Here is a 21,824-nt window from a genome sequence, read left to right as displayed (position 1 = left end):
GGTCCGTTAGGCCATAACAATTTTGGCCAATCACACTTCCAAGGAAAACCGATAAGTGGCTTCGTGCTGGGCTATTCACAACTCGATGAGACGCAGATGAAGCGCGCTGTAGGGCTTTTCAAACAGTGCCTGCAAGAGGTATTATCCTCTCCCGCTTAACGTCAGGGACGGAATCCCTGCAATCGAATTTTTTGCAACTAACAAGGAGGTTGATGTGTTGCGCAATTTGTTAACCATTCCCGGACTCTGTGGCTTGTTTCTGAGCACAGGAATTACCTGCCTTTTAACCTTGGAAGTATGGGGCAACGAGACCCAAAGCGCGGGTGTATTGGCTGAGCCTTATGTATTGCTGTCTGTGGGCTGGAGCCTGATTTTTATGGGTTGTGTGGTCGGCTTAGTGTTCCTGTTACGCAATCGCTAAAGGTTTTTATAACGGTTAATATCCAGCACACCGGCTTCCAGTGGCCGGTGCTGTTTGTGCCATTGGTGGATGTTATCCAGTGTCTGCCAGAATAGCGGATGAGTGCGCCTGAGCCCCCATTGGCTGATCCACTTTTCAAATTCTGCCTCGTTACTGATGGCCTGCATTTGCTTAAGCCAACTGCCTAGCTGCGCTGCTGGCAAATCAAATATGAAATTGGGGTAGCTGCCAAGTAAACCGGGGAAAATGGTCAGATTGTCTTTTTCCTCTTCATAACGCAAAGATTCTCCCAGCATAAAAGCCACATTGGAATGGGCGCGGTTGCGGATCAGACTATATAAGGTGTCTTTTTCACCATTACTAATTCTTAGCAGGGTCACATCGGGCAGCCAGCGCAGTGCCATCAAATTGTCAGCGGTTTGGGTGGAAAGTCCGGCCAGCAGGTTGTCAGTTTGCTGCATCCAAGCGGCTTGCTCCTGGCGCGCACAGGGGCTATTTGTGCAACGATTTAACGGATCCTTTCGCATTGCATTTATGTCGTCAAAGTCAGCCAACAAACGTTGTGCCAGTTCCTGATAGGGATCCTCACTTTGATAGAGCAAAGCCGTTGGCGTGGTATCGTCCAGCGGTGCGTAGCTGAATTTACGTTTTAATAAACCACTGCCCTGATACCAGGCCTGCATGTAGTCAGCTCGGGATTTTGCCGGTAACAATCTCAGCAGATTCTGTTCAGATCCATTGCGAATCAGGTCAAAGTAAAGACGGGTTTGTAGCTGATGGGCAAGATTACCGAATACATTAAAATTGACTACCAGCTCATAGTAAGTGCGTTCCAGCAGTGGATAGTCCATCCACCAGATTGTCTGAGGGATCTGACCAATTAAGCCTCGTTCTACCGAGGCGCTGTCGTGATGACGAAAGATACTCAGCAGCGCATTGGTATTGTTGCCATCCCCATGCCATATATGCGTTAGATCAGGTCCATCTGGATATTGCTGTTGGTAGGCTTGACCGCGCAACCGTGCGTATTGATTACGTTTTTCCCGATATTTTAACCAGTTGCTGCCGGCATCCAGCAAGTCATCGTCCTGTCCTGGCATGCCAAGCAACGGCATCACCTTGGCAGCATAGTCTGGATGCGTAATGAATAGATCTTGTTGCGGGTGCTGGAACAGCGTCCAGAAATGGTCGCGTATCACATCTGTGGCTATCTGCCCGCGACAAACCGGGCCACGGATAAAAGTGCGTACAAAGTACTCAGCATTGTCCAGCATAAACTGATAGCGTGCCCTGGCGGGAATTGCGGCAAAGGTAACAAACGGATTGGCCCGCTCTGCATAGGTATAACCTGGCAGTTGCCCGGGTTGCCACTCACTGGCAAAAAACAGCTGTTCAATACGCGCTTGTGTGGCTTCGTCAAAGCGCAAGGCGATATGGCGCTTATGCACCAGGGTTTCGTCGATAAGGCTTAATCTATAGTAAACCTGTTGTTGCGCATCGCCGTTAGGCTGCGCGGTTGTGATTGGCACTATGGGTTGCCCCGGCGGGGTTAGGGAGCGCTGCAGGCTAAAGTACTGGGTCTGTTCAGCCTGATCAGCAAAATATAAATGGGCAAGAAACAAATGCTCGTACAGCCAGCGTGCCACCAGTTGCCGGTTCGGCTCAGATTGATTCAGATAGGCTTCCCAGGAGGCAACATATTGCTGTTGCTGAGCGGTTAATGGCCTGTCCTGCCAATCGATAGTGGCCCCCTGGTTCAGCCATCCACTTAACGCGGCATATTCTGCGTCACTTAATGCCGTCATACCTAAAGGCATACCTTCCCAAGGATGCGTTTGCGCATATTGGTCAAAACCGCTGTTGTCTATGCATTGGTTTTGTCGCTGTAATCCCAGATTAATATGCTCAGGCAGTTTCTGATTGGCCTTAAATGGATGTTGTTTACCCAGTGCCAGCATATTCTGCATTAAGGATTGACCATGCATGTCGGGCGTGAGTACCGAATAAAAACCCAGCGCCCGCCATTGCGCTTCTGTCTGGGCATCAATCCCTAAACGGGTAGGGGATTGCGCTTCTCTGCGGGTACCGTTGTAGACTTCCTGATGATGTGCACCGCGCAGCAAGGCTTGTGCAGATTCCAGCTTAAGTTGGCAGGGGGCGTCGAAACAGCCGTGACAGGTCAGGCAGCGCTTGTCTAATATGGGTTTAATATCTTGTGAGAAAGACAGTGGTTGTGGCGCTGGTGGTGGCAGCCTCTCGGGTATCGGCTCAACCGGGCGACTGCAGGCGGCTTGCATCAGTAACAGTAACCACAGACCCAGTCCCTTGGCTAACCTGCGGCGTTCAACCATTCAAGGGCCTGATGTTGTTCGGTAAAGTTTTTAAGGTTAAACCCTTGTTCTTTAGCGTATTCTTCAATTAAATCATGCTTGAACTCGGACAGTGTGACCAGTCTTGCCACCTGTAACTGCTGCAGTATTGGGCTGATATCCCTTAACACCTGAAACACCTTGCCACTGTCATAATCCAACGCCAGTTCACGTACATCCAACAGCAATTTATAACAATTGGCTTCACGGCCGGCATCCAGGGCTTGCTGATACAGGGTGTGAATATCCTGTGGCTCGGCCAGACCACCGGTACTTACCCGGACGGCAAGAATATCCGGGTCATAGTGGCAATCATAGTAAAACGACCTGGTCATAGCGAAATCCACTGTCAGAACAAGGTTCAGTATCAAATAAGCGCGAGGCTATTACCAGTGAAAATTGCTTTTGACTTGCTCGAATTAAGCCCCCAGGATGATGGATAAAAATGGTCTTTGCCGGGAAACTCAGAGTGAAAAAACGTTGGTGGGCTGTAGCAATATTGACCGTGACGGTGGCGTCGTCACCAGTCTGGCTGGGGTTTGGTTTGTGGCGGATCGCCGACGCCTTGCAGGTGTCCGCCAGTATGGGGGCGAAACTCGGTTGTTCAGGGCACTTTATCAGCGGTCAGGATAATCAGCGGATTCTGCAAGATTTGGCTTCGTATTCACCGGCTAACAGTTTGCTTGAATTACATTATTCATCCAGCAACGTCGCTGCCAATCTGCTTGGCATCCGCCAGGCCAGCGCAACCTACAGACCGGGACTGGGCTGTACGCTGGATATTGGGGATACCCAGCCACTTGACCGTTTGCAGTTGTCTTCCGCTAAGGCCGACCTTTCTCCCGGGTTGCCCCAGCAAATAAGCGCCAGTTGGCAAAGCAAGCTGGATGACCTGTTGGCGGCTGACAATGCAAAAGGCCTGGACAGCCGAGCGTTACTGCTGGTTAAAGACGGTAAATTGGTGGCCGAGTCATATGCCAGAGGATATAACGCCTATACACCGCTACTGGGTTGGTCGATGGCTAAAAGCGTCACGGCCATAATGCAAGGGCGCATGCAGCAGCTTGGCCTGGTAAATGAAAATAATATGTCGCTGTTTGACGAATGGCGGTCTGACCGGCGCGCCAGTATCCGCCTCAGCCAACTATTGCAGATGACCAGCGGCTTGGATTTTGATGAAACCTATGCACCAGGAACTGATGCGGCCAATATGTTGTTTATTGCCCATGATGCCTCAGCCCTGCCTTTGCACAGTGATATTGCCTATGAGCCAGGCCGTCATTTTGCCTATTCGTCTGGCACCACGAATGTGATTATGCGCTATCTGAATCAGCAGTTAGGCGGCAACCAGGCGGCATTGGATTTCTTGCATCAGGAATTGGTCCAGCCGCTTGGCTTGTCACACTTTTATCTGGAAAACGACCCCAGTGGCGTGTTTGTCGGCAGCTCTTATTTGTATGCCTCTGGCAGAGACTGGGCCAGCCTTGGCCAATTGTTGCTAAATGACGGCAACTGGCAGGGCCAGCAACTATTGAACAAAGAATGGCTGTTCAGGGCAACCCAGCCTAATTCCAGCGAAAATGATGACAGGTATGGCTATCAGTTGTGGTTGAATGCTGGCAGAAACAAAGCTGAAGACGCGCGGCGCTGGCCACAATTGCCAGCGGATGCCTATGCGATGCTGGGCAACCGTAAGCAGGTGGTCATGGTGATCCCCAGTTGGAACCTGGTGTTTGTGCGCCTTGGTTGGAGTAAAAGTGACTACCCCACAGCTGAGAACATCAGCGCTTTAATGCATTGACCTCAGGTTCACAGGCGGTGCCCTAGTTCTTTCGCACTGACGAAACATAAGGAATGTTGGTGCTGGGTAAATCGGGGCGCCATAGCTGCACTTTATTTCTGCCGCTGGCTTTAGCGTGATATAGGGCCTGATCAGCCAGCACCAAAGTCCTGTGATAGTTGTCCGGGTCGTCGCATTGTTTAATACCCACACTCAGTGTCACTTTGACACCGTTGGCAATATGGCTCATGTCGGCACTGGCAACTTGTTTGCGAATACGCTCGCAGATTTCCACGGCCGTGGTTTCATCCACATCTTTAATGATCAGTGAAAACTCTTCGCCACCCCATCGGGCCGCGTGATCGCCGGGGCGGGAGTGCGCGGCAATGATTCGCCCCACTTCACGAATAACCTGATCGCCAACATCATGTGACCAGTTGTCGTTAACCAGTTTGAAATGGTCAATGTCCATAATCGCCACATAAGCCAGCACATTGCGATTGGCCTGGCTGCCCAGCGATTTTAAAAAACTGTCAAAGGAGCGGCGGTTCTCCAAGCCGGTAAGCTGGTCTTGCAGGGCCAGGCGAGCGAAACGCTGGGCCTGTTCCTGCAATGCCTGGGTTTGTTCCTGAACTTGTTGCTTAAGCTTTTGCGACTGAACCCTGAGAAGATGTTCGCGGGTACGGATGAGTATCAGCAGCAGTACAATAACAAACACAAAAAACAGCAATATAACGTCCAGACGTTGCCAGAACGCCGGCTTGATACTGAATGCCTGACGCAAGCTGCCAACCCCCATTTCTGCATCTGAAGCCGGGTAAGAGGCCTGAGCCTCAAAGATATAATCCCCTGGTGGCAGGTTTGTATATTCGGCGGTGTTGTCGGTATCCCGGGATATCCAGTCCCGATCAAACCCCACCAGTCTGGTCTGGTACTGGATGGTTTGTGGCATAATGTAGCCAAGCGCGACAAACTCAAAGCGGATCCTGCTGGTCTGCGCTGGAAGTGGACTCAGCAGGTTATGGGTAAATGTCTTGCCGTCCACCGAGATGGCCTCCATTTGCATCGGTAAGCTGGCGGTAGTCAGTTTGCTGATATCCTCAGGCCGGGTACGCACCACCCCTTTGGCCGTGGCTACCCAGATATTGCCCTGTTGGTCTTTGGCGATGGCCGGACTGGATGTGCCATTGGCCTGAAAGCTTTGCATACCGTCGCCATCGGCAAACACCCGGTAGCGAACTTTGTCTGACTCGTTGTCTGCCGCCTGGTGGGCGGCGCTATAGGGAATTCTGACCATGCCCAGATTGGAGGTTAACCAGAAAAAACCCTGATTGTCTTCGGTGACCTGCCAGAACTTGTTGATAGGTAATCCCTGCTGCCTGCCAATCAGGCGGGTCTGACCGTCGGTATATCGATACCGAATCAAACCCCGGTCGGTGGCCAGCCACATATGTTGCCCGTCCTTATCTGCATGAAAGCCATACACAGAACGGGTTTCATCCAGATTCGCCAGTTCCAGGCTGACGACCTTATGTTGATGAATAATTTGTGCCCCCATTTCTGAACCAATCCAGATGCCACCGCGGGGGTCTTGTGCTATGGCCATGATATAGTCGTCCGTCAGCCCGTTACTTTTATCGAAGCTCTGTATGCCCTGGGTCGTCAGGTGATTTAATCCTCTGGTTGTGCCTATCCATAGGCTATTGTCAGAGGCGACCAACAATGAGCGGACATGGTTGGCTAACAGCCCATCGCGGGTATTCATCTGTGACAACTGGCCGTTTTGCTTATTCAGCATCAGCAAGCCATGACTATAGGTGCCGAGTAAAAAGTGCTGGTCATTTTCGGCCAGACTGAGTATCGAAGGGGTGTCGCCATTTGGCATAGGTATTTCGATGGTACTGACTTGGCCATTGTCAATTGTGGATAAGCCATTGCTGGTGCCAACCAGTATTGAACCTGATTCAGTTACCAGGACGGTTCGGGCGTAGTCGCCGACCAGACCACTTTTACTGCTGATGGTGGTAAAGTTGGCTTTTCTGAGGCGCACCAATCCGCCGTTAGTCCCCACCCAGATACTGCCCTCACGATCCTGATACAAGGCTTTGATGCGGCTGTCTGGTAAGCCGTCATTGACTCCTTTATGTTCAATCTGGCCATTGTGTAGCCGGTATAAACCGTCGTTCACTGTACCGACCCACAAAGCATTTTGGTTATCGGCCAAAATCTGACTCACGCCCCGGGAAAGGATATGCTGATAAAAAGGCACAAAATCCTGACCATTCTGGCGAAATAAACCCTGTTCAGAGGCGACCAGCAAGGCACCCTGACTATCCTCTGTCAGGCCCACAACCGGAATATCAGGGATGGCCGTATGGACGTGAAAACTATTTCTATCCAGATAGGCCAGACCGGCAGTGGTGCCAACCCAAATCCGGCTGTTATTGTCTTCAAACAAGGCTTTGATACTTTGCGAAGGCAGACCGGACGAACTGTCAAAATGCTGTAACTGGCCGTTCGCCGTTTGCCGGTACAAGCCCTGATTGTTAGTGGCAATCCAAAGTTCACCGGCATTATTTGTCAGCACTTGGTTGATGCGTACATCTAATTGTGGCATCGGGTGCCATTGATGGTTGGCATAGCGGGCAAAACTGCCTCTGGAACCTGCCGCCAGCAATTCCCCTTTGCTGTTTATCGCTAAGGTTCGTATGCCTGAATCACGTAAGTGGGTATCGGTTCCCCAGCCAAAATGGGTGAATCGTCTGCCGTTGTAACGTACGACACCCTCCCAGGTGGCAAACCATAAGTAACCATCAGGGGTTTGTACTATGCTGTTGACACTGTTATGCGGCAGGCCATCCTGAGTTGTCCAGGATTCGGCAAAATAATCAGTCAGGGGCGTGGAAGAAGCCTGCAGCTTGCTGATACAGCCAAATAAAATAATCAGTAACGTCAGCCGGGAACCCAAATACTTCAACAATATTCCTCCTTGGCTGGTTTGCTACCAGTCAGCCACAACTGGCTTTGCCACTGCTATGGAAATAATCCCTTGGCAAATCTGCAATATTTTCTGACCTGTTCAGTTTACGCGCTACCTGGCCATACGTCACCTTATGATAAAGCAGACAATTTTAATTACCGGGCACAACACATACCGAGTAGTTCTGGCATAATAAGTGACACGCTAATGTTCAGGACAACTGGACAAAATAGACCAGCAAGAGGACTTCATGACTCAATTGACCATTACCACGCCTGATGACTGGCACTTGCATTTTCGCGATGGCGACATGCTACGTGAAACTGTGCCTGCGACGGCCCGTTGTTTTCGCCGCGCCATTGTCATGCCTAATTTGGTACCGCCGGTAACGAATGCCCAGATGCTGACTGAATATCGCCAGCGTATTATTGACGCCAGGCCCGTAGGCAGCCATTTTGAGCCCCTGATGACCTTATACCTGACCAACAGCACAACGGCAGCAGACATTCGTGCAGCCAAGGCCGCTGGCGCGGTGGCTGCGAAGTTGTATCCGGCAGGTGCGACTACCAATTCTGATGCTGCGGTGTCGGCTTTGGATGCGTTGTTTCCGATATTTGCTGAAATGGCCGACCAGAATATGTTGCTGCTGGTGCATGGTGAAGTCACCGACAAGCATGTGGATATATTTGACCGGGAAAAGGAATTTATCGACCGCCATCTGCGCCGAATTGTTGAGTCATTCCCCCAGCTTAAAGTGGTGTTTGAGCATATTACCACAGCCGATGCTGCGCACTTTGTGCTGGAGGCGTCCGCACACGTGGCGGCAACGATTACCCCTCAGCATCTGATGCTGAATCGCAATGATATGTTGGTGGGGGGGATCAGACCGCATAATTATTGTCTGCCAGTGTTAAAACGCAGCACCCACCAGCAGGCCTTGCGGGATGTGGTCGCCTCCGGCTCAGCCAAATTCTTTTTAGGCACAGATTCTGCCCCCCATGAGAAACACCGTAAAGAATCTGCCTGTGGATGCGCAGGTTGTTACAGTGCCTGGAGTGCTATTGAACTGTATGCCCAGGTTTTTGAAGATCTGGGATGTCTGGATAAACTGGAAGGTTTTGCCAGCCACTATGGGGCAGATTTCTACGGCCTGGCGCGTAATACCGATCAAATCACGCTGGTACGTGAGCCCTGGCAAATTCCGGAGCAAATAGTGTTGCCAAACGGTAACCCTATTGTGCCGTTCCATGCAGGTCAGACCGTTAACTGGAAGTTGCAATTGACCCAGGAGTAAGGCATTGAAGCATGGATGGTTGCTGGCATTGTGCTCGTTGTGGGGCGCGTATACCCAGGCACAGGATGCCCCGTTAACGATATTAACGCATCAGGAGCCGCCCTTTGTGTACAGCAATGCACAAGGGGACCTGGATGGTTATGCCGTTCAACTGGTCCGTGGTATTCAGAATGAAGCCAAAAGCCCCGCCCCTATATTGTTACACCCCTGGGCGCGTATTTTTTATCGGGCCAGCACCGAGCCCAATCTGCTGGTTTTCTCGATGGTACGCAGTGCAGAACGGGAATCACAGTTTCACTGGATTACGCCTATCACCCGCAATATGCATGGCCTGTTTGCCAACGGCCCACTGCGAACCGATATCCATACCCTGAAGGATTTTGCCGCGTTACCGGCCATTGGTGTACAACGCGGCGACTTTCGTGAACAGATGATGCTTGAGGCCGGGCTTGAAAACATCGTGTCTTACACCACCTGGGCTCAGGCGGTTGGTGCATTGCTGAAAGGGCGCGTCAGTGCTTTGTTTTTTTCTTCGGCGGGAATCAATTATTACTGCATGCAACTGCAGCAAGACTGTCATTTCGTTGCCAATGTGTACCAGCATCAGATAGAAACAACCTATCTGGCCATGTCACGGCAGGGGACATCAGCAGAGCTGGTAGACCAATGGCGCAGTGCCGCCACCAGATACAAACAGGGGCAAGCATTTACCATGCTGGCTGAATATTGGGCTGCGCGGTACCGGCGAGACTATGGCTTTCCATTGCATCTGCACAACGGCACCCTGAATTTCTGGCCTGCCAAACAGATTGACCGTGAACCGCATTTACCCTGAGCTGCGCCTCAGCGCTATTTGTCCAGCCGCGCAATGATGTCCTGAAGTTGCTGTTGCAGTGCAGCGACATCTTCTTTACTGGCAGGAGCGGATTCTGGGTGTCTGCTGGCGTCTTCTTCATGCATCATCTGCATTGCATCGACAATAATACCGATAAACAGGTTGAGTACCGCGAAGCTGGTAATAATGATAAAAGGCACAAAAAACAACCAGGACCAGGGAAATAATTCCATGGTTGGACGTACGATTCCCATCGACCAGCTTTCCAGCGTCATCACCTGAAACAGGGTATAAGCCGAAGCGCCGATACTGCCGAACCATTCCTGCATATTGGCATCGGGATGAGTACCAAAGAGTTTCGTTACCAGCACGGCTGAAACATAAAAGATAATACCCAACACGCCTACCACGGATGCCATACCAGGCAATGAATGACCTAAAGCACCTATGACTCTGCGCATTTGCGGCACCACAGAAAATAAGCGCAGTACCCGTAGGATCCTGAAGGCTCGCAGCACAGCTAATGGGCCACTGGTGGGCAGCCAGGACAGCAGTACAATAATCAGGTCAAACCAATTCCAGCCTCCGCGGAAAAATTGCTGCCGATAAGCAACCAGTTTGAGCAGTAATTCCAGGGTAAACACACACAGGATAACGGTATCTACCATATGTAAGGCGGCGATATTGGCCTGGCCAAAGGCGGTGGTTTCCAAACCCAGGGTAACGGCGTTAAACAGGATCAGGGCGACAATGCTGTTACTGAACCAAGGGCTTTCTACCAATTGGATAAGCCAAGAAGTGGATGCCGGTGTCGGAATTGTTTGTGACTGTGCTTGCATAGTGTTCCGTCTGTTGTAGCTGACACGAGGGGCTGTTTATTTCTGGCAACATCGTAATCAAGAAATGAACAGCCCCTAAGTAAGGGCAATGCAATAATTTACAAGATGGTTTTCAATAATTATTACGCTTTTTAGCTGACCAATAAGGTAAACTTGTCGGTCTTTTTCTTCGTCCCGGATAAACTCAATGCGCACTGCTTTCTCAGCCCTGTCTTTACCCGTTGCCATGCAAGATAACCTGGTTGCCTTAGGGTATTCGCAGATGACCGAAATACAGGCCGCCAGCCTGCCAGTCATTCTGGCCGGGCAGGATGTTATTGCTCAGGCCAGCACGGGCAGTGGCAAAACCGTTGCATTCAGCATTGGTTTACTGAATCGCCTGACACCTGAACAAATAGCGACGCAGGCCCTGGTGTTGTGTCCGATCCGTGAACTGGCCGAGCAGGTGTGTGGTGAAATCCGCAAACTGGCGCGCTTTCGGGACAATATCAAAGTACTGGCATTATATGGCGGCGTACCCATGGCTGCGCAGGTGAGTTCATTGCAACATCAGGCTCAGGTTGTGGTGGGCACGCCGGGCCGGGTATTAGACCATGTGCTGCGCGGTAATTTATCGCTGAGTCAGGTGAACACTCTGGTTCTGGATGAAGCCGATCGTATGCTGGATATGGGGTTTGCTGAAGACCTGGACAAACTGGTTCGTACCACGCCCAGCAGCAGGCAGACCTTGCTGTTTTCTGCCACATACCCCACTGCTATCGAGCAGATTAGCCGCACCCTACAGAGACAGCCGCAACGCATCGTGGTTGAGGCCGTGCACAGTCAAAGTAAGATCCGCCAGTTCTTTTATGAAATAAGTGACGACAAGCGTTTGCATGGACTGCGTTGTTTGCTGACGCATTTTGAACCGGAGTCCTGCATGGTATTTTGTAATACCCGGGCAGAATGTCAGCAAGTGGCAGACGACCTGAATGAAAAAGGCTTTAGCGCTTTGGCGTTGCACGGCGATATGGAACAGCGTCAGCGTCAGGAAGTACTGTTGCAGTTTGCTCACCGCAGTCTGAATATTCTGGTGGCCACCGATGTGGCAGCTCGTGGTCTGGATATTAAGGATGTGGCTGTAGTGGTGAATTATCATCTGGCCAGCGATCCTGAAACCCATATTCATCGTATTGGCCGCACCGGCCGGGCCGACAGTCAGGGCCTGGCCCTAACCTTGTGTTCACCGCAGGAAGCCTCAAGGGCTGCAGCCATAGAAGATCTGCAGCAGCAGGCCATTTCCTGGGCCGATATCAGCAAAGTGCGTTATAACGGTCGGGCCATTCGTGAACCTGCGTTCAGAACCCTGTGCATTGAAGGAGGCCGTAAAGACAAATTGCGGCCAGGGGATATTCTTGGCGCGTTAAGCAAAGATGGTGGGGTGGAAGGTGTGGATATTGGCCAAATTAGTTTATTGGATTCTCACAGCTATGTTGCGATAAAAGCCCGCAGTGTTAAGCGAGCACTTGCTTACTTACGTGAAGGTAAAATTAAAGGCCGGCGCTTTCGCGCTCGTAAGCTTTAACGATTTTTACTTTAGCCTTACGCAGCCCATATAGGGTTTTACACAGGCCCTTAAAAACTCTGCGCTCTGTGCGCCTCGGCGGTGAATGAAGATAGCTCGCAGAGCCGCTGAGTGCGCAAAGCAAGGTGCACAGTGGCAAAATCTACAATCACTTTGTGTTCTGTGCCTCTTTGGTTTTTATACTGTTGCGCAGATAGATTGTCACCACCGAGGAACGAAGAGCACGGAGGTTTCAGGGGATGCTCTTGGCTTTCAGGCGTGGAGAGAAGCCTGCAGAGTTTTGGCCCATCAACCCCTCTGTGTTCTCTGTGCCTTTAGATAAGGAATAAAATGTTTGCTATTTTTGAGCGGCTGGTAAAAGCCTTTCCCGAACAAGCACCTGTCAAGCCGCCAGGCACAATGCTGGCATTTTGTCTGTACTATTGCCGTGGTGCCAAACGGGTGATCATCAGTTTGTCCATCCTCAGCGCCCTGATTGCTATTCTGGAAGTCAGCTTGTTTGGTTACCTGGGCCAAATGGTGGACTGGTTTGCAACCCGGGACAGAGCCACCTTTTTGCAGCAGGAAAGCCAGAGCCTGCTGTTGATGAGCGTGGTAATTTTATTACTGCTGCCCGGTGCTGTGCTGCTGCACTCACTGGTTCACCATCAGGGCTTGCTGGGTAACTTCCCGATGCGCATTCGTTGGCAGGCTCACCGCTATCTGCTTAGCCAGAGTCTGGGCTTCTTCCAGCATGAGTTTGCGGGGCGGGTGGCCACCAAAGTGATGCAGACAGCGCTGTCGGTGCGTGAGACGGTACTCAAGCTGTTAGACCTGATGGTTTATGTCAGCGTCTATTTTATCAGTGCCTTTGTAGTGGTGTTTGCCGTCGACTGGCGTCTGGCATTGCCACTGGGAATTTGGTTTCTGGTTTATGTGGGGATTCTAAGAGTATTGCTACCGCGTCTGGAGAAAATCTCCGAGCGCCAGGCTGACGCGCGTTCGGTAATGACAGGTCGAGTGGTGGACAGTTACACCAACATCACCACGGTCAAGCTGTTTGCTCATACCAGTCGGGAAACCCAGTACGCCAGAGACAGTATGGACAGTTTTCTGACCACGGTGTATCCGCAAATGCGCCTGGTAACGGTATTAAACGCCTGTGTCTGGTTTAGTAATGCGCTACTGATTTTTTCCACCAGTGCGCTGGCCATCTACTTATGGTTGCAGCAACTTGCCAGCCCTGGTGATATTGCCGTTGCAGTGAGTCTGGCACTGCGTCTGAACGGGATGTCGCAATGGATAATGTGGGAAGTGGCTGGCTTGTTTGAAAATCTTGGCACCGTGCAGGACGGTATGAATACCCTGTCAAAACCCGTGGCGGTGCTGGATAGACCTGATGCGAAACCTCTGACAATCAAAGGTGGCGGCATAGAATTTCGTCAGGCCAGTTTTGCTTATGACAACCGCAACAAGGTGTTCGATGAATTAACGATTCAGATCAAGCCCGGCGAAAAAGTCGGGCTGGTGGGCCGTTCTGGTGCCGGCAAGTCCACTCTGGTTAATCTGCTTTTGCGTTTTTATGATCTCAACTCAGGTAAGATTCTGATTGACGGGCAGGATATTCGCGATGTCAGTCAGGAGAGTCTGCGCGAACATATCAGCATGGTGACTCAGGATACTTCACTGCTGCATCGTTCGGTTCGTGAGAATATTCTGTACGGCCGCATGGATGCCAGCGAAGAGGATATGATCAAGGCTGCCAAACAAGCTGAAGCCCATGATTTTATTCAGAATCTTTCGGACTTACATGGCCGCACCGGCTACGATGCCCATGTGGGTGAACGAGGCGTGACCTTGTCCGGTGGGCAGCGTCAGCGCATTGCTATTGCCCGGGTGATGCTCAAGGATGCGCCCATTTTGATTTTGGATGAAGCCACCTCGGCACTGGATTCTGAAGTGGAAGTGGCGATTCAGGATTGTCTTAACAAGGTTATGCAAAACAAAACCGTGCTGGCCATTGCCCACCGGCTATCCACTATCGCCGCTATGGACAGACTGCTGGTGTTGGATCAGGGCCGGGTGGTGGAATCCGGTACTCATGCAGAACTGCTGGCAAAGCAGGGTATCTATGCCAAGTTATGGGCGCATCAGACCGGCGGATTTCTTGGCTTAGACTAGGCTGGTCTGACGTGCTGCTCAATCTGCTGGCAGCACAGAGGCGCTTGGTTACAATGACGTAATCTAAAAACAGTACCGCGAGTATCAGGTTGGAATGGCAAATATGTTCAGGGCACATGGAAGTTTTTCGTTAGCGCTTGATGGGCGAGTTTTGTTGCTGCATGGTGAAGGCCCCGGCAATGCGGAATTGATCGAAAGCTATCAGCAGGCTGTGCAGGAGTATCGTCAGGCTTTGTCGGGGCAGCCCTGGGGGAATCTCGTGGTGCTGCATGGTGAGTCCTTATTGACCCATGATGCAGTGCAGTTGATGAATATCTCTATAGGCCGTTCCAAAGCGAGCGGCATGGTGGCTGCGGCGGTGGTGCTGGCCGATGCCAATTATCCGGGCCTGGTGGAACAGTTATGGCGACAAATATACCAGGGCGCAGAGATGCCACATGCTTTCTTTACCGACCAGCAGTCTGCGCATCTGTGGCTGTTGGAACAAATTAAAAACGCATCCTCGGTAGTGACGGGGAATGGGGGTTGAGATGTTAAGAAGATACCTGTTTTTAGGTTGTATAGGCTTGTCAGCCTCTGTATTGGCGACACCGGACAAGGTGGTGTTCTCCGCCGACAATTATCAGCAGCAGGTAAAAACGATTGCGTCTGATGCATTTGAGGGCCGGGCCCCTATGTCTGCAGGTGAAGAGAAAACCATTCAGTATCTTGTTCAGGAATTAAAAGCACTGGGAGTGCAGCCTGGCTATTTTGGTGACTTTGTGCAGAAAGTACCGATGGCGGGGATTGCCGCTTCCCAGGACATGCAGCTAAAAATGGGACCCTTGACCTTTAAGCCTGGCAAGGACTTTGTATCCCGCACCCAGAAAGTGGCGTCCCGCACTGAGCTTAAATCCTCTGCTGTGGTGTTTGTCGGCTATGGCATTGATGCCCCGGAGTATAGCTGGAATGACTATCAGGGGCTGGATGTTAAGGGCAAAACCCTGTTGATGCTGGTGAATGATCCCGGTTACGCAACTCAGGATCCTGAGGTGTTCCGCGGTAATGCTATGACCTATTACGGGCGCTGGACTTATAAATATGAAGAAGCCATTCGTCGCGGCGCAGCTGGCGTGTTTATTGTGCACGAAACTGGCGCGGCGGGTTACCCCTGGTCGGTTGTGGAATCCGGTGCCACCGGCACAAAATTCACCCTGGTGGATGACAATGATAACGCCGGGGAGTTGGAAGCGATGGGCTGGATCCAAACCGACAGCACCCGTGCATTGTTCTCCCAGCTAGGCCTGGATTTCGACGAATTGAAAGCGGCAGCTGCCCAGCCGGGTTTTAAAGCCGTGGACCTGGGCATTCATGCCGATCTGCAAACCCGCCACTGGCATCAGATGGGCGAAAGCCGCAATGTGATTGGCCTGATCCCTGGTACCAGCCGGGCCGACGAGTATGTGGTTTTGTCGGCTCATTGGGACGGGTTTGGCAAAAAGGTTGGTGTAAAAGGCGACAATATTTTCAATGCCGCGGTGGACAACGCCACCGGAGTGGCCGGTGTTCTGGAATTGGCCAGAATGCTTAAACAGCGCAAGCAACCACTGCAGCGTTCGGTGCTGCTGGCCTTCTTTACCGCTGAAGAGACCGGTTTACTGGGGGCGCAGGCCTTCGCTGCCCAGCCTCCCGTCCCCACCAAAAACATGGTGGCACTGATGAACATCGACAGCATGAATATGACGGGTGAGTCAGACTATGTCATTCAGTATGGCCAGGGACTGCAGGAACTGGAAGACTGGTTGGCTGACGCTGCAGTGGGGCAAAACCGCCATATCAAGCCGGATGCCAACCCACAAAACGGCTTGTTTTTTCGCTCCGATCATTTTGCGCTGGCCAAACAGGGGGTACCCGGACTGCTGTTTATGGATTTAGGTGACAGCGATCCTGACTATATTGCCAATCGTTATCATAAGCCCAGCGATGAATTTCTGGATAGCTGGCAATATGGCGGCGTGCGCCAGGATCTGGAGCTGATTTATACGCTGACCGAGAAACTGGGTAATTCTGATGCCTGGCCTGCCTGGAAAGTTGGCGCTGAGTTTAAGCCTGCGCGGGATGCCGATCTGGCCACCCGCTAATTGCACTATTGGTCAAGTCATCAAACGCCAGAGCTATCTGGCGTTACTTTCACTGCACTGCCTTTTTCCTCTGCCAGACGAGACTGACAACCTGTGGTTACGACAACTTACAGTTTGATGGGCTGAAAGTTGTTGAGAAGATGTTAACAGGGGACTAACTTAACAGTTAAAGCCTGAAGTAACCCACCCCTTGTCGGGAGTCGCAATATGAAGCTGTATCGCCCAATCACACTGGTATGGATATGTATGGCCATGCTGGCTTGTACCAGTACGCCACAAACTACGCAGGTTAAATCGCCCCAGGGTTTGTTTATGGATGAGCAGTTCGCCGGTTTTGCACAGGTGGCGGTGGAATCGGAACAGGATGTATTTGCCCTGGACGAAGAAATGCAGGAGTTTGCCGAGCAGTTTGTCGGCGGCTCCGGCGAAGCTAAATTGATGGCCAAGAAATTGTTACGTGCCATCTTCGGCCGCGCCAATATGAATCTACTGTACGACAACGAAGCCAATACGGTGGCCCGCGACACCTTTCATAACCGTTCTGCCAATTGTCTGTCCATGTCCATTATGACCTATGCTCTTGGCGAACATGCCGGCATGCAAATTGAGTTTCAGGAAGTGGATGTGCCCGAATTCTGGACGCGCCGCGATGGCTACAGCTTGCTTAACGGCCATGTGAACCTGCGGATTTTACCCAGAATTTCCCCTAATACCGTGTATTTCGCCAGCCAGACCGTGCAGGTGGATTTTGATCCGCAGTCCATGAGCGCTCATTTCCCCACCCGAACTATCGACAAACACCGGGTATTAGCCATGTTTTACAATAACAAGGCAGCTGATGCGCTGGTGCATAATCAACATTTGCAGGCGTATGCTTATTCAAGAGCGGCTCTGCAAGCTGATCCGAGCCTGGGTGAGGCCTGGGTCAATCTTGGCGTATTGTACCGTCAGAATAACCTGATGGCCGCGGCTGAAAAGAGCTATCAACGGGCTATCACAATCGAGAACAACCGCAGTGCCCTGGAAAACCTGGCGGTGCTATACAATATGACTGACCGTGAGGAGATGGCACAGGACATCTTCAACAAACTGGAGCGCCAGCGGGCCGATAATCCGTTTTATCACTTCTTATTGGGCGAACAGGAATACGATCTGGCTCATTGGTCTGATGCCATTAGCCACTATCGTCGTGCTATTGCCCTGAATCCCCAGCAACATGAATTTTACTTTGGTTTGGCCAAGAGCTACTACGAAATGGGCGATCTGGCCATGGCTGAACGTTATCTTAAGCTGGCCAAACGCCGCTCGATACACGATCAGGACGAACACCGCTATCAGAATAAGCTGAATTTGCTGACCAGGCTTTGATGAAGCATTTTAGTTCGCTATTGCTGATTTGGCTGATATGCCTGCCAGTTGCAGCAAATGAACAACTTTGGCAACACTTGCAGATACTTAGCAGTGACGCCATGGAAGGGCGTAAAACCGGCAGTAGCGGCGCAGAGCTGGCCCGTGATTATATAAAACAGGTGTTTAGGCAAAACCAACTGCAGGCATTTGCTGAAAACTACGAGATGCCATTTCGTCATGAATTCGCCATTGGCGAGCTTGTCGGGGTAAATATACTGGGGTGGTTGCCAGGAAAATCCAAGCCGCAGCAATATATCGTTGTCAGCGCGCACTATGATCATCTGGGCAAACAAGGTAAACGTATATTTAATGGCGCCGATGATAATGCATCAGGTGTGGCGGTTATGTTGTATCTTGCATCTGTTTTACACGCGCAGCGAACAGAGCATTCAGTCATTTTTCTGGCTACCGATGCAGAGGAAGCCGGACTCTATGGTGCGCAGGCTTTTGTTGCATCCCCTCCTGTTGCTTTGAGTGCGATTAAGTTAAATCTGAATCTGGATATGTTGGGTTATGGCGGGCGTCAGCAGCAACTTTATGTGGGGGGAACCAGGCATTATCCGCATTTGTTAAGTGCCGTGGAAAGGGCCATAGCGCAAGCGCCTGTAACGCTATCACTGGGGTTGGAAGGGCTGGCAAGAGGCTATAAGGGAAAAGGCTGGATTGATTATCGCCGGGCCAGTGATCATGCCGCTTTTGATCAACAGGGTATCGCTTTTTTATACCTGGGAGTCGGCGAACATCGTTTCTATCATACTGAGTACGATGAGATTGGCCGTATCGACCGCCGCTTTTTTACCAGCGCGGCCGAAACGGCATTAGTGCTGCTAAGGGAATCAGACCAATTGGGGATTAAAAATACGCCAGTTGGATCCCCAGACTGATACGTTGCTGGTGCCGGTTGTAGTCAATCAGTGAATCACCATAGCCGTTAAAGTATTGAAGTAGGATCTCATAGCGTTTAGTTAAGGGGTAACTGATGTTCAGCTCAATACTGCCTTTGTTGTCGCTGCTTTTCAGGTTATTGCGGATTTGCGTCATCAACTTGAAGTTACCCAGTTGGGTGCCGTAGCCAAATTCCATATGTCCCAAATAATGCGTAATGTCGGGGTTATCGTCGCCCGCCGGGTCCAGTGGATCGGTTTTTTCATCTTCCTTGATTCTGTACCAGGCCTTTAAAAAATAAAATGAATCCTCGTCGGAAAACAGCAGTGAACCGTACAAACGGTTCCAACTGCGCGAGCGTAACTGGTTTTGCCCGTTAGACTGATGCACCAGGCCAATCTGCGCCAGATTAAATCGATACCCCAGTAAACTCAGATCGGTTTGAAAGTTGTAGAAAACCTCTGGTTCATAGTTGGTTTCGCGAAAGGGTTTGGATATCTCACTGTTATAGACCTGCCACAGAGACATGGCGGTAAAACCGAAATACAAGCCTTCAATACCCAGATTTTCTTCCGGCAGATAGACCGGCATTTTGACGCTAATCTGGAACTTGGCCTCGGTGTGGTCAATATTGCCCTGAGTAAAACCATCAGAGCCTATTTGATTAGGATTTCGTTGGTAGCTAAAGGGTAACAGATAGTTCAGTTTATGTTGGGTGATGGCGTAAGGGTTCACCAGGGCGGCACTGTCAGAAACCAGTCTTTCGGTTACCAGCGTGCTTTTGGGCTCCTCTGCGACATTATCTTGCTCAGCAGCCTGTTGTGCACAAACTCCCCCATGAAAGAGCCCCACCAGCAGTAAATACCTGAGTTTCACAACGTTTTCCTTGGTTATTGATGTGCAGCATCAGTGTAACGCAGAAATGCAGGGCAAAGGAAAACTAGCTGACGACAGGCTCGCACCGCAATGGTGCATTTTTGTGAGTGAGCACTTCAATGGTGCAATTTATCACCAGTTAACACCGAGTCAAAAGATTAACCCATTGATTAATAATGAATAAATCAAGTGGCACGGCATTTGTTTATGTTCCTGTGTCGACACATAACAATTATCTCAGGAGCAACAAGATGAAATTAGTCAGTGCGATCATCAAGCCATTTAAGCTTGATGATGTTCGTGAGGCGATTTCCGAAATCGGCATTGACGGCTTGACCGTCACCGAAGTTAAAGGTTTCGGACGTCAAAAGGGGCACACCGAGTTATATCGGGGCGCCGAATATCAGGTGGACTTTTTACCTAAGGTAAAACTGGATATTGCCGTGCAGGACGATCATGTTGATCGCTTGGTTGAGGCCATTGTGAGCGCCGCCAAAACCGGAAAAATCGGTGATGGCAAGGTGTTTGTCTTTGATTTGGAACACGCAGTCAGGATCCGTACCGGTGAGACTGACAACGATGCCATCTAACCGCAGCAGGAGACAATAACGTGGAACAATCATTTCACCTTCAGTACGCACTCGACACTTTCTACTTTCTGATTTGCGGCGCCCTGGTTATGTGGATGGCGGCGGGCTTTGCCATGCTGGAAGCCGGCTTGGTCAGAGCTAAAAATACCACCGAAATTCTAACCAAAAACGTCGCTTTATATGCTATTGCCTGCATTATGTACATGGTCTGTGGCTACGCCATTATGTACGATGGCGGAGTTTTCCTGGCTGGTATTGGTAATGTGGATGTCAGCGCCACCTTGGGCGAGTTTGCCGGCCGTGAAGATGGCTTTGAAGGCGGGGCAATCTATTCCAAAGCATCGGACTTTTTCTTTCAGGTGGTTTTTGTCGCTACGGCCATGAGTATTGTTTCCGGCGCAGTGGCTGAACGTATGAAACTCTGGGCTTTCCTGCTGTTTGCAGTGGCGATGACCGGTTTTATTTATCCTATGGAAGGCAGTTGGACCTGGGGCGGACAAGCCGTATTCGGCATGTATGTGCTGGGTGATATGGGCTTTTCTGATTTTGCTGGCTCAGGTATTGTCCACTTGGCTGGAGCGGCTGCAGCACTTGCCGGTGTGTTACTGCTGGGGGCCCGTAAAGGCAAGTACACCAAAGACGGTAAAATTAATGCCATCCCTGGCTCTAACCTGCCCCTGGCGACCTTAGGTACCTTTATATTGTGGATGGGCTGGTTTGGTTTTAACGGTGGTTCGGTGTTAAAGCTGGGCGATATCACCAATGCCAACTCCGTTGCCATGGTATTTCTGAACACCAATGCCGCCGCCGCTGCAGGTGCAGTCGCAGCACTGATACTGGCTAAGATCCTGTTTAAAAAGGCCGATCTGACGATGGCACTAAACGGTGCACTGGCCGGATTGGTCGCTATTACTGCTGAACCTTCCACACCTACTGCGTTACAAGCCAGTATCTTTGGCGCCATTGGCGGTGTGATAGTCGTGCTGTCGATTATCGGTCTGGATAAACTGAAAATCGATGATCCAGTTGGTGCCATTTCCGTACACGGTACTGTCGGTCTGTTTGGTTTGTTGATTGTGCCCCTGACCAATGACGGCTCGACATTCAGTGGCCAGATTATGGGGGCTGTAACCATCTTTGTTTGGGTATTCGGTGCCAGCCTGGTGGTTTGGGGTGTGCTTAAGGCCGTGATGGGCATCCGCGTCAGTGAGGAAGACGAATACCAGGGGCTGGATATGGTGGATTGTGGCTTGGAAGCTTATCCCGATTTCACCGGTTCGCGTAAGTAATTCAATTTATGCCGGTGTGATTAAAACAAGTATAAACGCCGGCATTCCCGGGTTCCTGATAGAGGAACAACGCCAGTAATACTGGTGAGCTTTTCCACTGTGTCCTTTTGCCCCGGCTCTGCCGGGGCTTTTTATATCCAGGGATGGATGGTATGCCGGTGTGGTAGGGAACAGTCACCGGCGATATCCAGGGATGGATGGTCAGAAAAGCTGCTCCTCGGCTTTGTCTCCTGAGTCGCCCTACCTCCTCCATCCATGGAGTCGTGCGTTTTCTGCACTTCCGCCGTCCATGGCGGTCGGCAGAAAACTATAAACTACCTACCTGTAGCTTACCTTGTAGTGGTCAACTATTTCCAGACACCAGTTTAGGTTGTTCTGCTTTCACTGGTGGCAGCCCCGCATTAAAACTGTG

The 21,824-nt window shown here is 51.0% G+C and carries 17 protein-coding genes; 12 read left to right on the top strand and 5 right to left on the bottom strand.

Translation table 11 applies throughout. From position 1 onward, the window contains the following. Window positions 1-214: 214 nt before the first annotated feature. Window positions 215-421, top strand: coding sequence for a DUF3955 domain-containing protein (locus tag CSR04_RS14940; protein WP_172449374.1), 207 nt, complete (start codon window positions 215-217; stop codon window positions 419-421). On the opposite strand, the gene CSR04_RS14935 is transcribed toward CSR04_RS14940, so the two are convergent. Further along, entirely contained in the window at window positions 418-2,772 is a 2,355-nt protein-coding gene (locus tag CSR04_RS14935; RefSeq protein ID WP_216362575.1) for a fatty acid cis/trans isomerase, read from the bottom strand. The two genes, CSR04_RS14940 and CSR04_RS14935, sit on opposite strands and share 4 nt — an antisense overlap. Beyond that, on the bottom strand, window positions 2,751-3,125 hold the full coding sequence (locus CSR04_RS14930) for a hypothetical protein (protein WP_102797111.1): 375 nt from the start codon (window positions 3,123-3,125) through the stop codon (window positions 2,751-2,753). The genes CSR04_RS14935 and CSR04_RS14930 overlap by 22 nt, the downstream gene beginning before the upstream one ends. Before the next feature lie 134 nt (window positions 3,126-3,259). Here CSR04_RS14930 and CSR04_RS14925 point away from each other — a divergent pair, with 134 nt between their 5' ends. Next, entirely contained in the window at window positions 3,260-4,591 is a 1,332-nt protein-coding gene (locus CSR04_RS14925) for a serine hydrolase domain-containing protein (protein WP_216362574.1), read from the top strand. 22 nt (window positions 4,592-4,613) lie between these two features. Here CSR04_RS14925 and CSR04_RS14920 read toward each other — a convergent pair whose 3' ends face one another. Then, complete coding sequence (locus tag CSR04_RS14920; RefSeq protein WP_102797109.1) at window positions 4,614-7,550, bottom strand: ligand-binding sensor domain-containing diguanylate cyclase; 2,937 nt, start codon at window positions 7,548-7,550, stop codon at window positions 4,614-4,616. 250 nt (window positions 7,551-7,800) lie between these two features. On the opposite strand from CSR04_RS14920, the gene pyrC reads away from it, so the two are divergent. Next, a complete protein-coding gene (gene pyrC / locus CSR04_RS14915; RefSeq protein ID WP_102797108.1) occupies window positions 7,801-8,844 on the top strand; it encodes a dihydroorotase in 1,044 nt (347 codons plus the stop codon). 4 nt (window positions 8,845-8,848) lie between these two features. Beyond that, complete coding sequence (locus tag CSR04_RS14910) at window positions 8,849-9,679, top strand: substrate-binding periplasmic protein (protein ID WP_102797107.1); 831 nt, start codon at window positions 8,849-8,851, stop codon at window positions 9,677-9,679. 14 nt (window positions 9,680-9,693) lie between these two features. Here the strand turns inward: CSR04_RS14910 and CSR04_RS14905 are convergent, their stop codons facing one another. Next, window positions 9,694-10,518, bottom strand: coding sequence for an ion transporter (locus tag CSR04_RS14905; RefSeq protein WP_102797106.1), 825 nt, complete (start codon window positions 10,516-10,518; stop codon window positions 9,694-9,696). Between the two features lie 187 nt (window positions 10,519-10,705). Between CSR04_RS14905 and dbpA the strand changes: the two genes are divergently transcribed. The 6 genes from dbpA (at window position 10,706) to CSR04_RS14875 (ending at window position 18,656) form a co-directional block, all read left to right on the top strand. Next, on the top strand, window positions 10,706-12,082 hold the full coding sequence (gene dbpA / locus CSR04_RS14900; protein ID WP_102797105.1) for an ATP-dependent RNA helicase DbpA: 1,377 nt from the start codon (window positions 10,706-10,708) through the stop codon (window positions 12,080-12,082). Window positions 12,083-12,412: 330 nt separating this feature from the next. Further along, window positions 12,413-14,242 (top strand): ABC transporter ATP-binding protein, encoded by a 1,830-nt coding sequence (locus tag CSR04_RS14895; protein ID WP_102797104.1) that lies wholly within the window; start codon window positions 12,413-12,415, stop codon window positions 14,240-14,242. A 103-nt stretch (window positions 14,243-14,345) separates the two neighbouring features. After that, window positions 14,346-14,771, top strand: a complete 426-nt coding sequence (locus tag CSR04_RS14890; RefSeq protein ID WP_102797103.1) for a hypothetical protein — start codon at window positions 14,346-14,348, stop codon at window positions 14,769-14,771. 1 nt (window position 14,772) lies between these two features. After that, on the top strand, window positions 14,773-16,362 hold the full coding sequence (locus CSR04_RS14885; RefSeq protein ID WP_102797102.1) for a M28 family metallopeptidase: 1,590 nt from the start codon (window positions 14,773-14,775) through the stop codon (window positions 16,360-16,362). Between the two features lie 207 nt (window positions 16,363-16,569). Next, a complete protein-coding gene (locus tag CSR04_RS14880) occupies window positions 16,570-17,730 on the top strand; it encodes a tetratricopeptide repeat protein (RefSeq protein ID WP_102797101.1) in 1,161 nt (386 codons plus the stop codon). Continuing rightward, on the top strand, window positions 17,730-18,656 hold the full coding sequence (locus CSR04_RS14875) for a M28 family peptidase (protein ID WP_102797100.1): 927 nt from the start codon (window positions 17,730-17,732) through the stop codon (window positions 18,654-18,656). Before CSR04_RS14880 ends, CSR04_RS14875 begins: the two co-directional genes overlap by 1 nt. Here CSR04_RS14875 and CSR04_RS14870 read toward each other — a convergent pair. Beyond that, complete coding sequence (locus tag CSR04_RS14870; RefSeq protein ID WP_245921649.1) at window positions 18,625-19,533, bottom strand: phospholipase A; 909 nt, start codon at window positions 19,531-19,533, stop codon at window positions 18,625-18,627. The two genes, CSR04_RS14875 and CSR04_RS14870, sit on opposite strands and share 32 nt — an antisense overlap. Before the next feature lie 251 nt (window positions 19,534-19,784). On the opposite strand from CSR04_RS14870, the gene glnK reads away from it, so the two are divergent. Both glnK and CSR04_RS14860 read left to right on the top strand, forming a co-directional pair. After that, window positions 19,785-20,123, top strand: a complete 339-nt coding sequence (gene glnK / locus CSR04_RS14865; protein WP_102797098.1) for a P-II family nitrogen regulator — start codon at window positions 19,785-19,787, stop codon at window positions 20,121-20,123. A gap of 20 nt (window positions 20,124-20,143) precedes the next feature. Then, window positions 20,144-21,412 (top strand): ammonium transporter, encoded by a 1,269-nt coding sequence (locus CSR04_RS14860; protein WP_102797097.1) that lies wholly within the window; start codon window positions 20,144-20,146, stop codon window positions 21,410-21,412. Window positions 21,413-21,824: the final 412 nt, after the last annotated feature.

This window comes from Bowmanella denitrificans (assembly GCF_002887595.1).
Lineage (GTDB): Bacteria > Pseudomonadota > Gammaproteobacteria > Enterobacterales > Alteromonadaceae > Bowmanella > Bowmanella denitrificans.
Note: the sequence above shows the minus strand (reverse complement) of the source record. Positions and strands in the feature narration are given on the sequence as shown.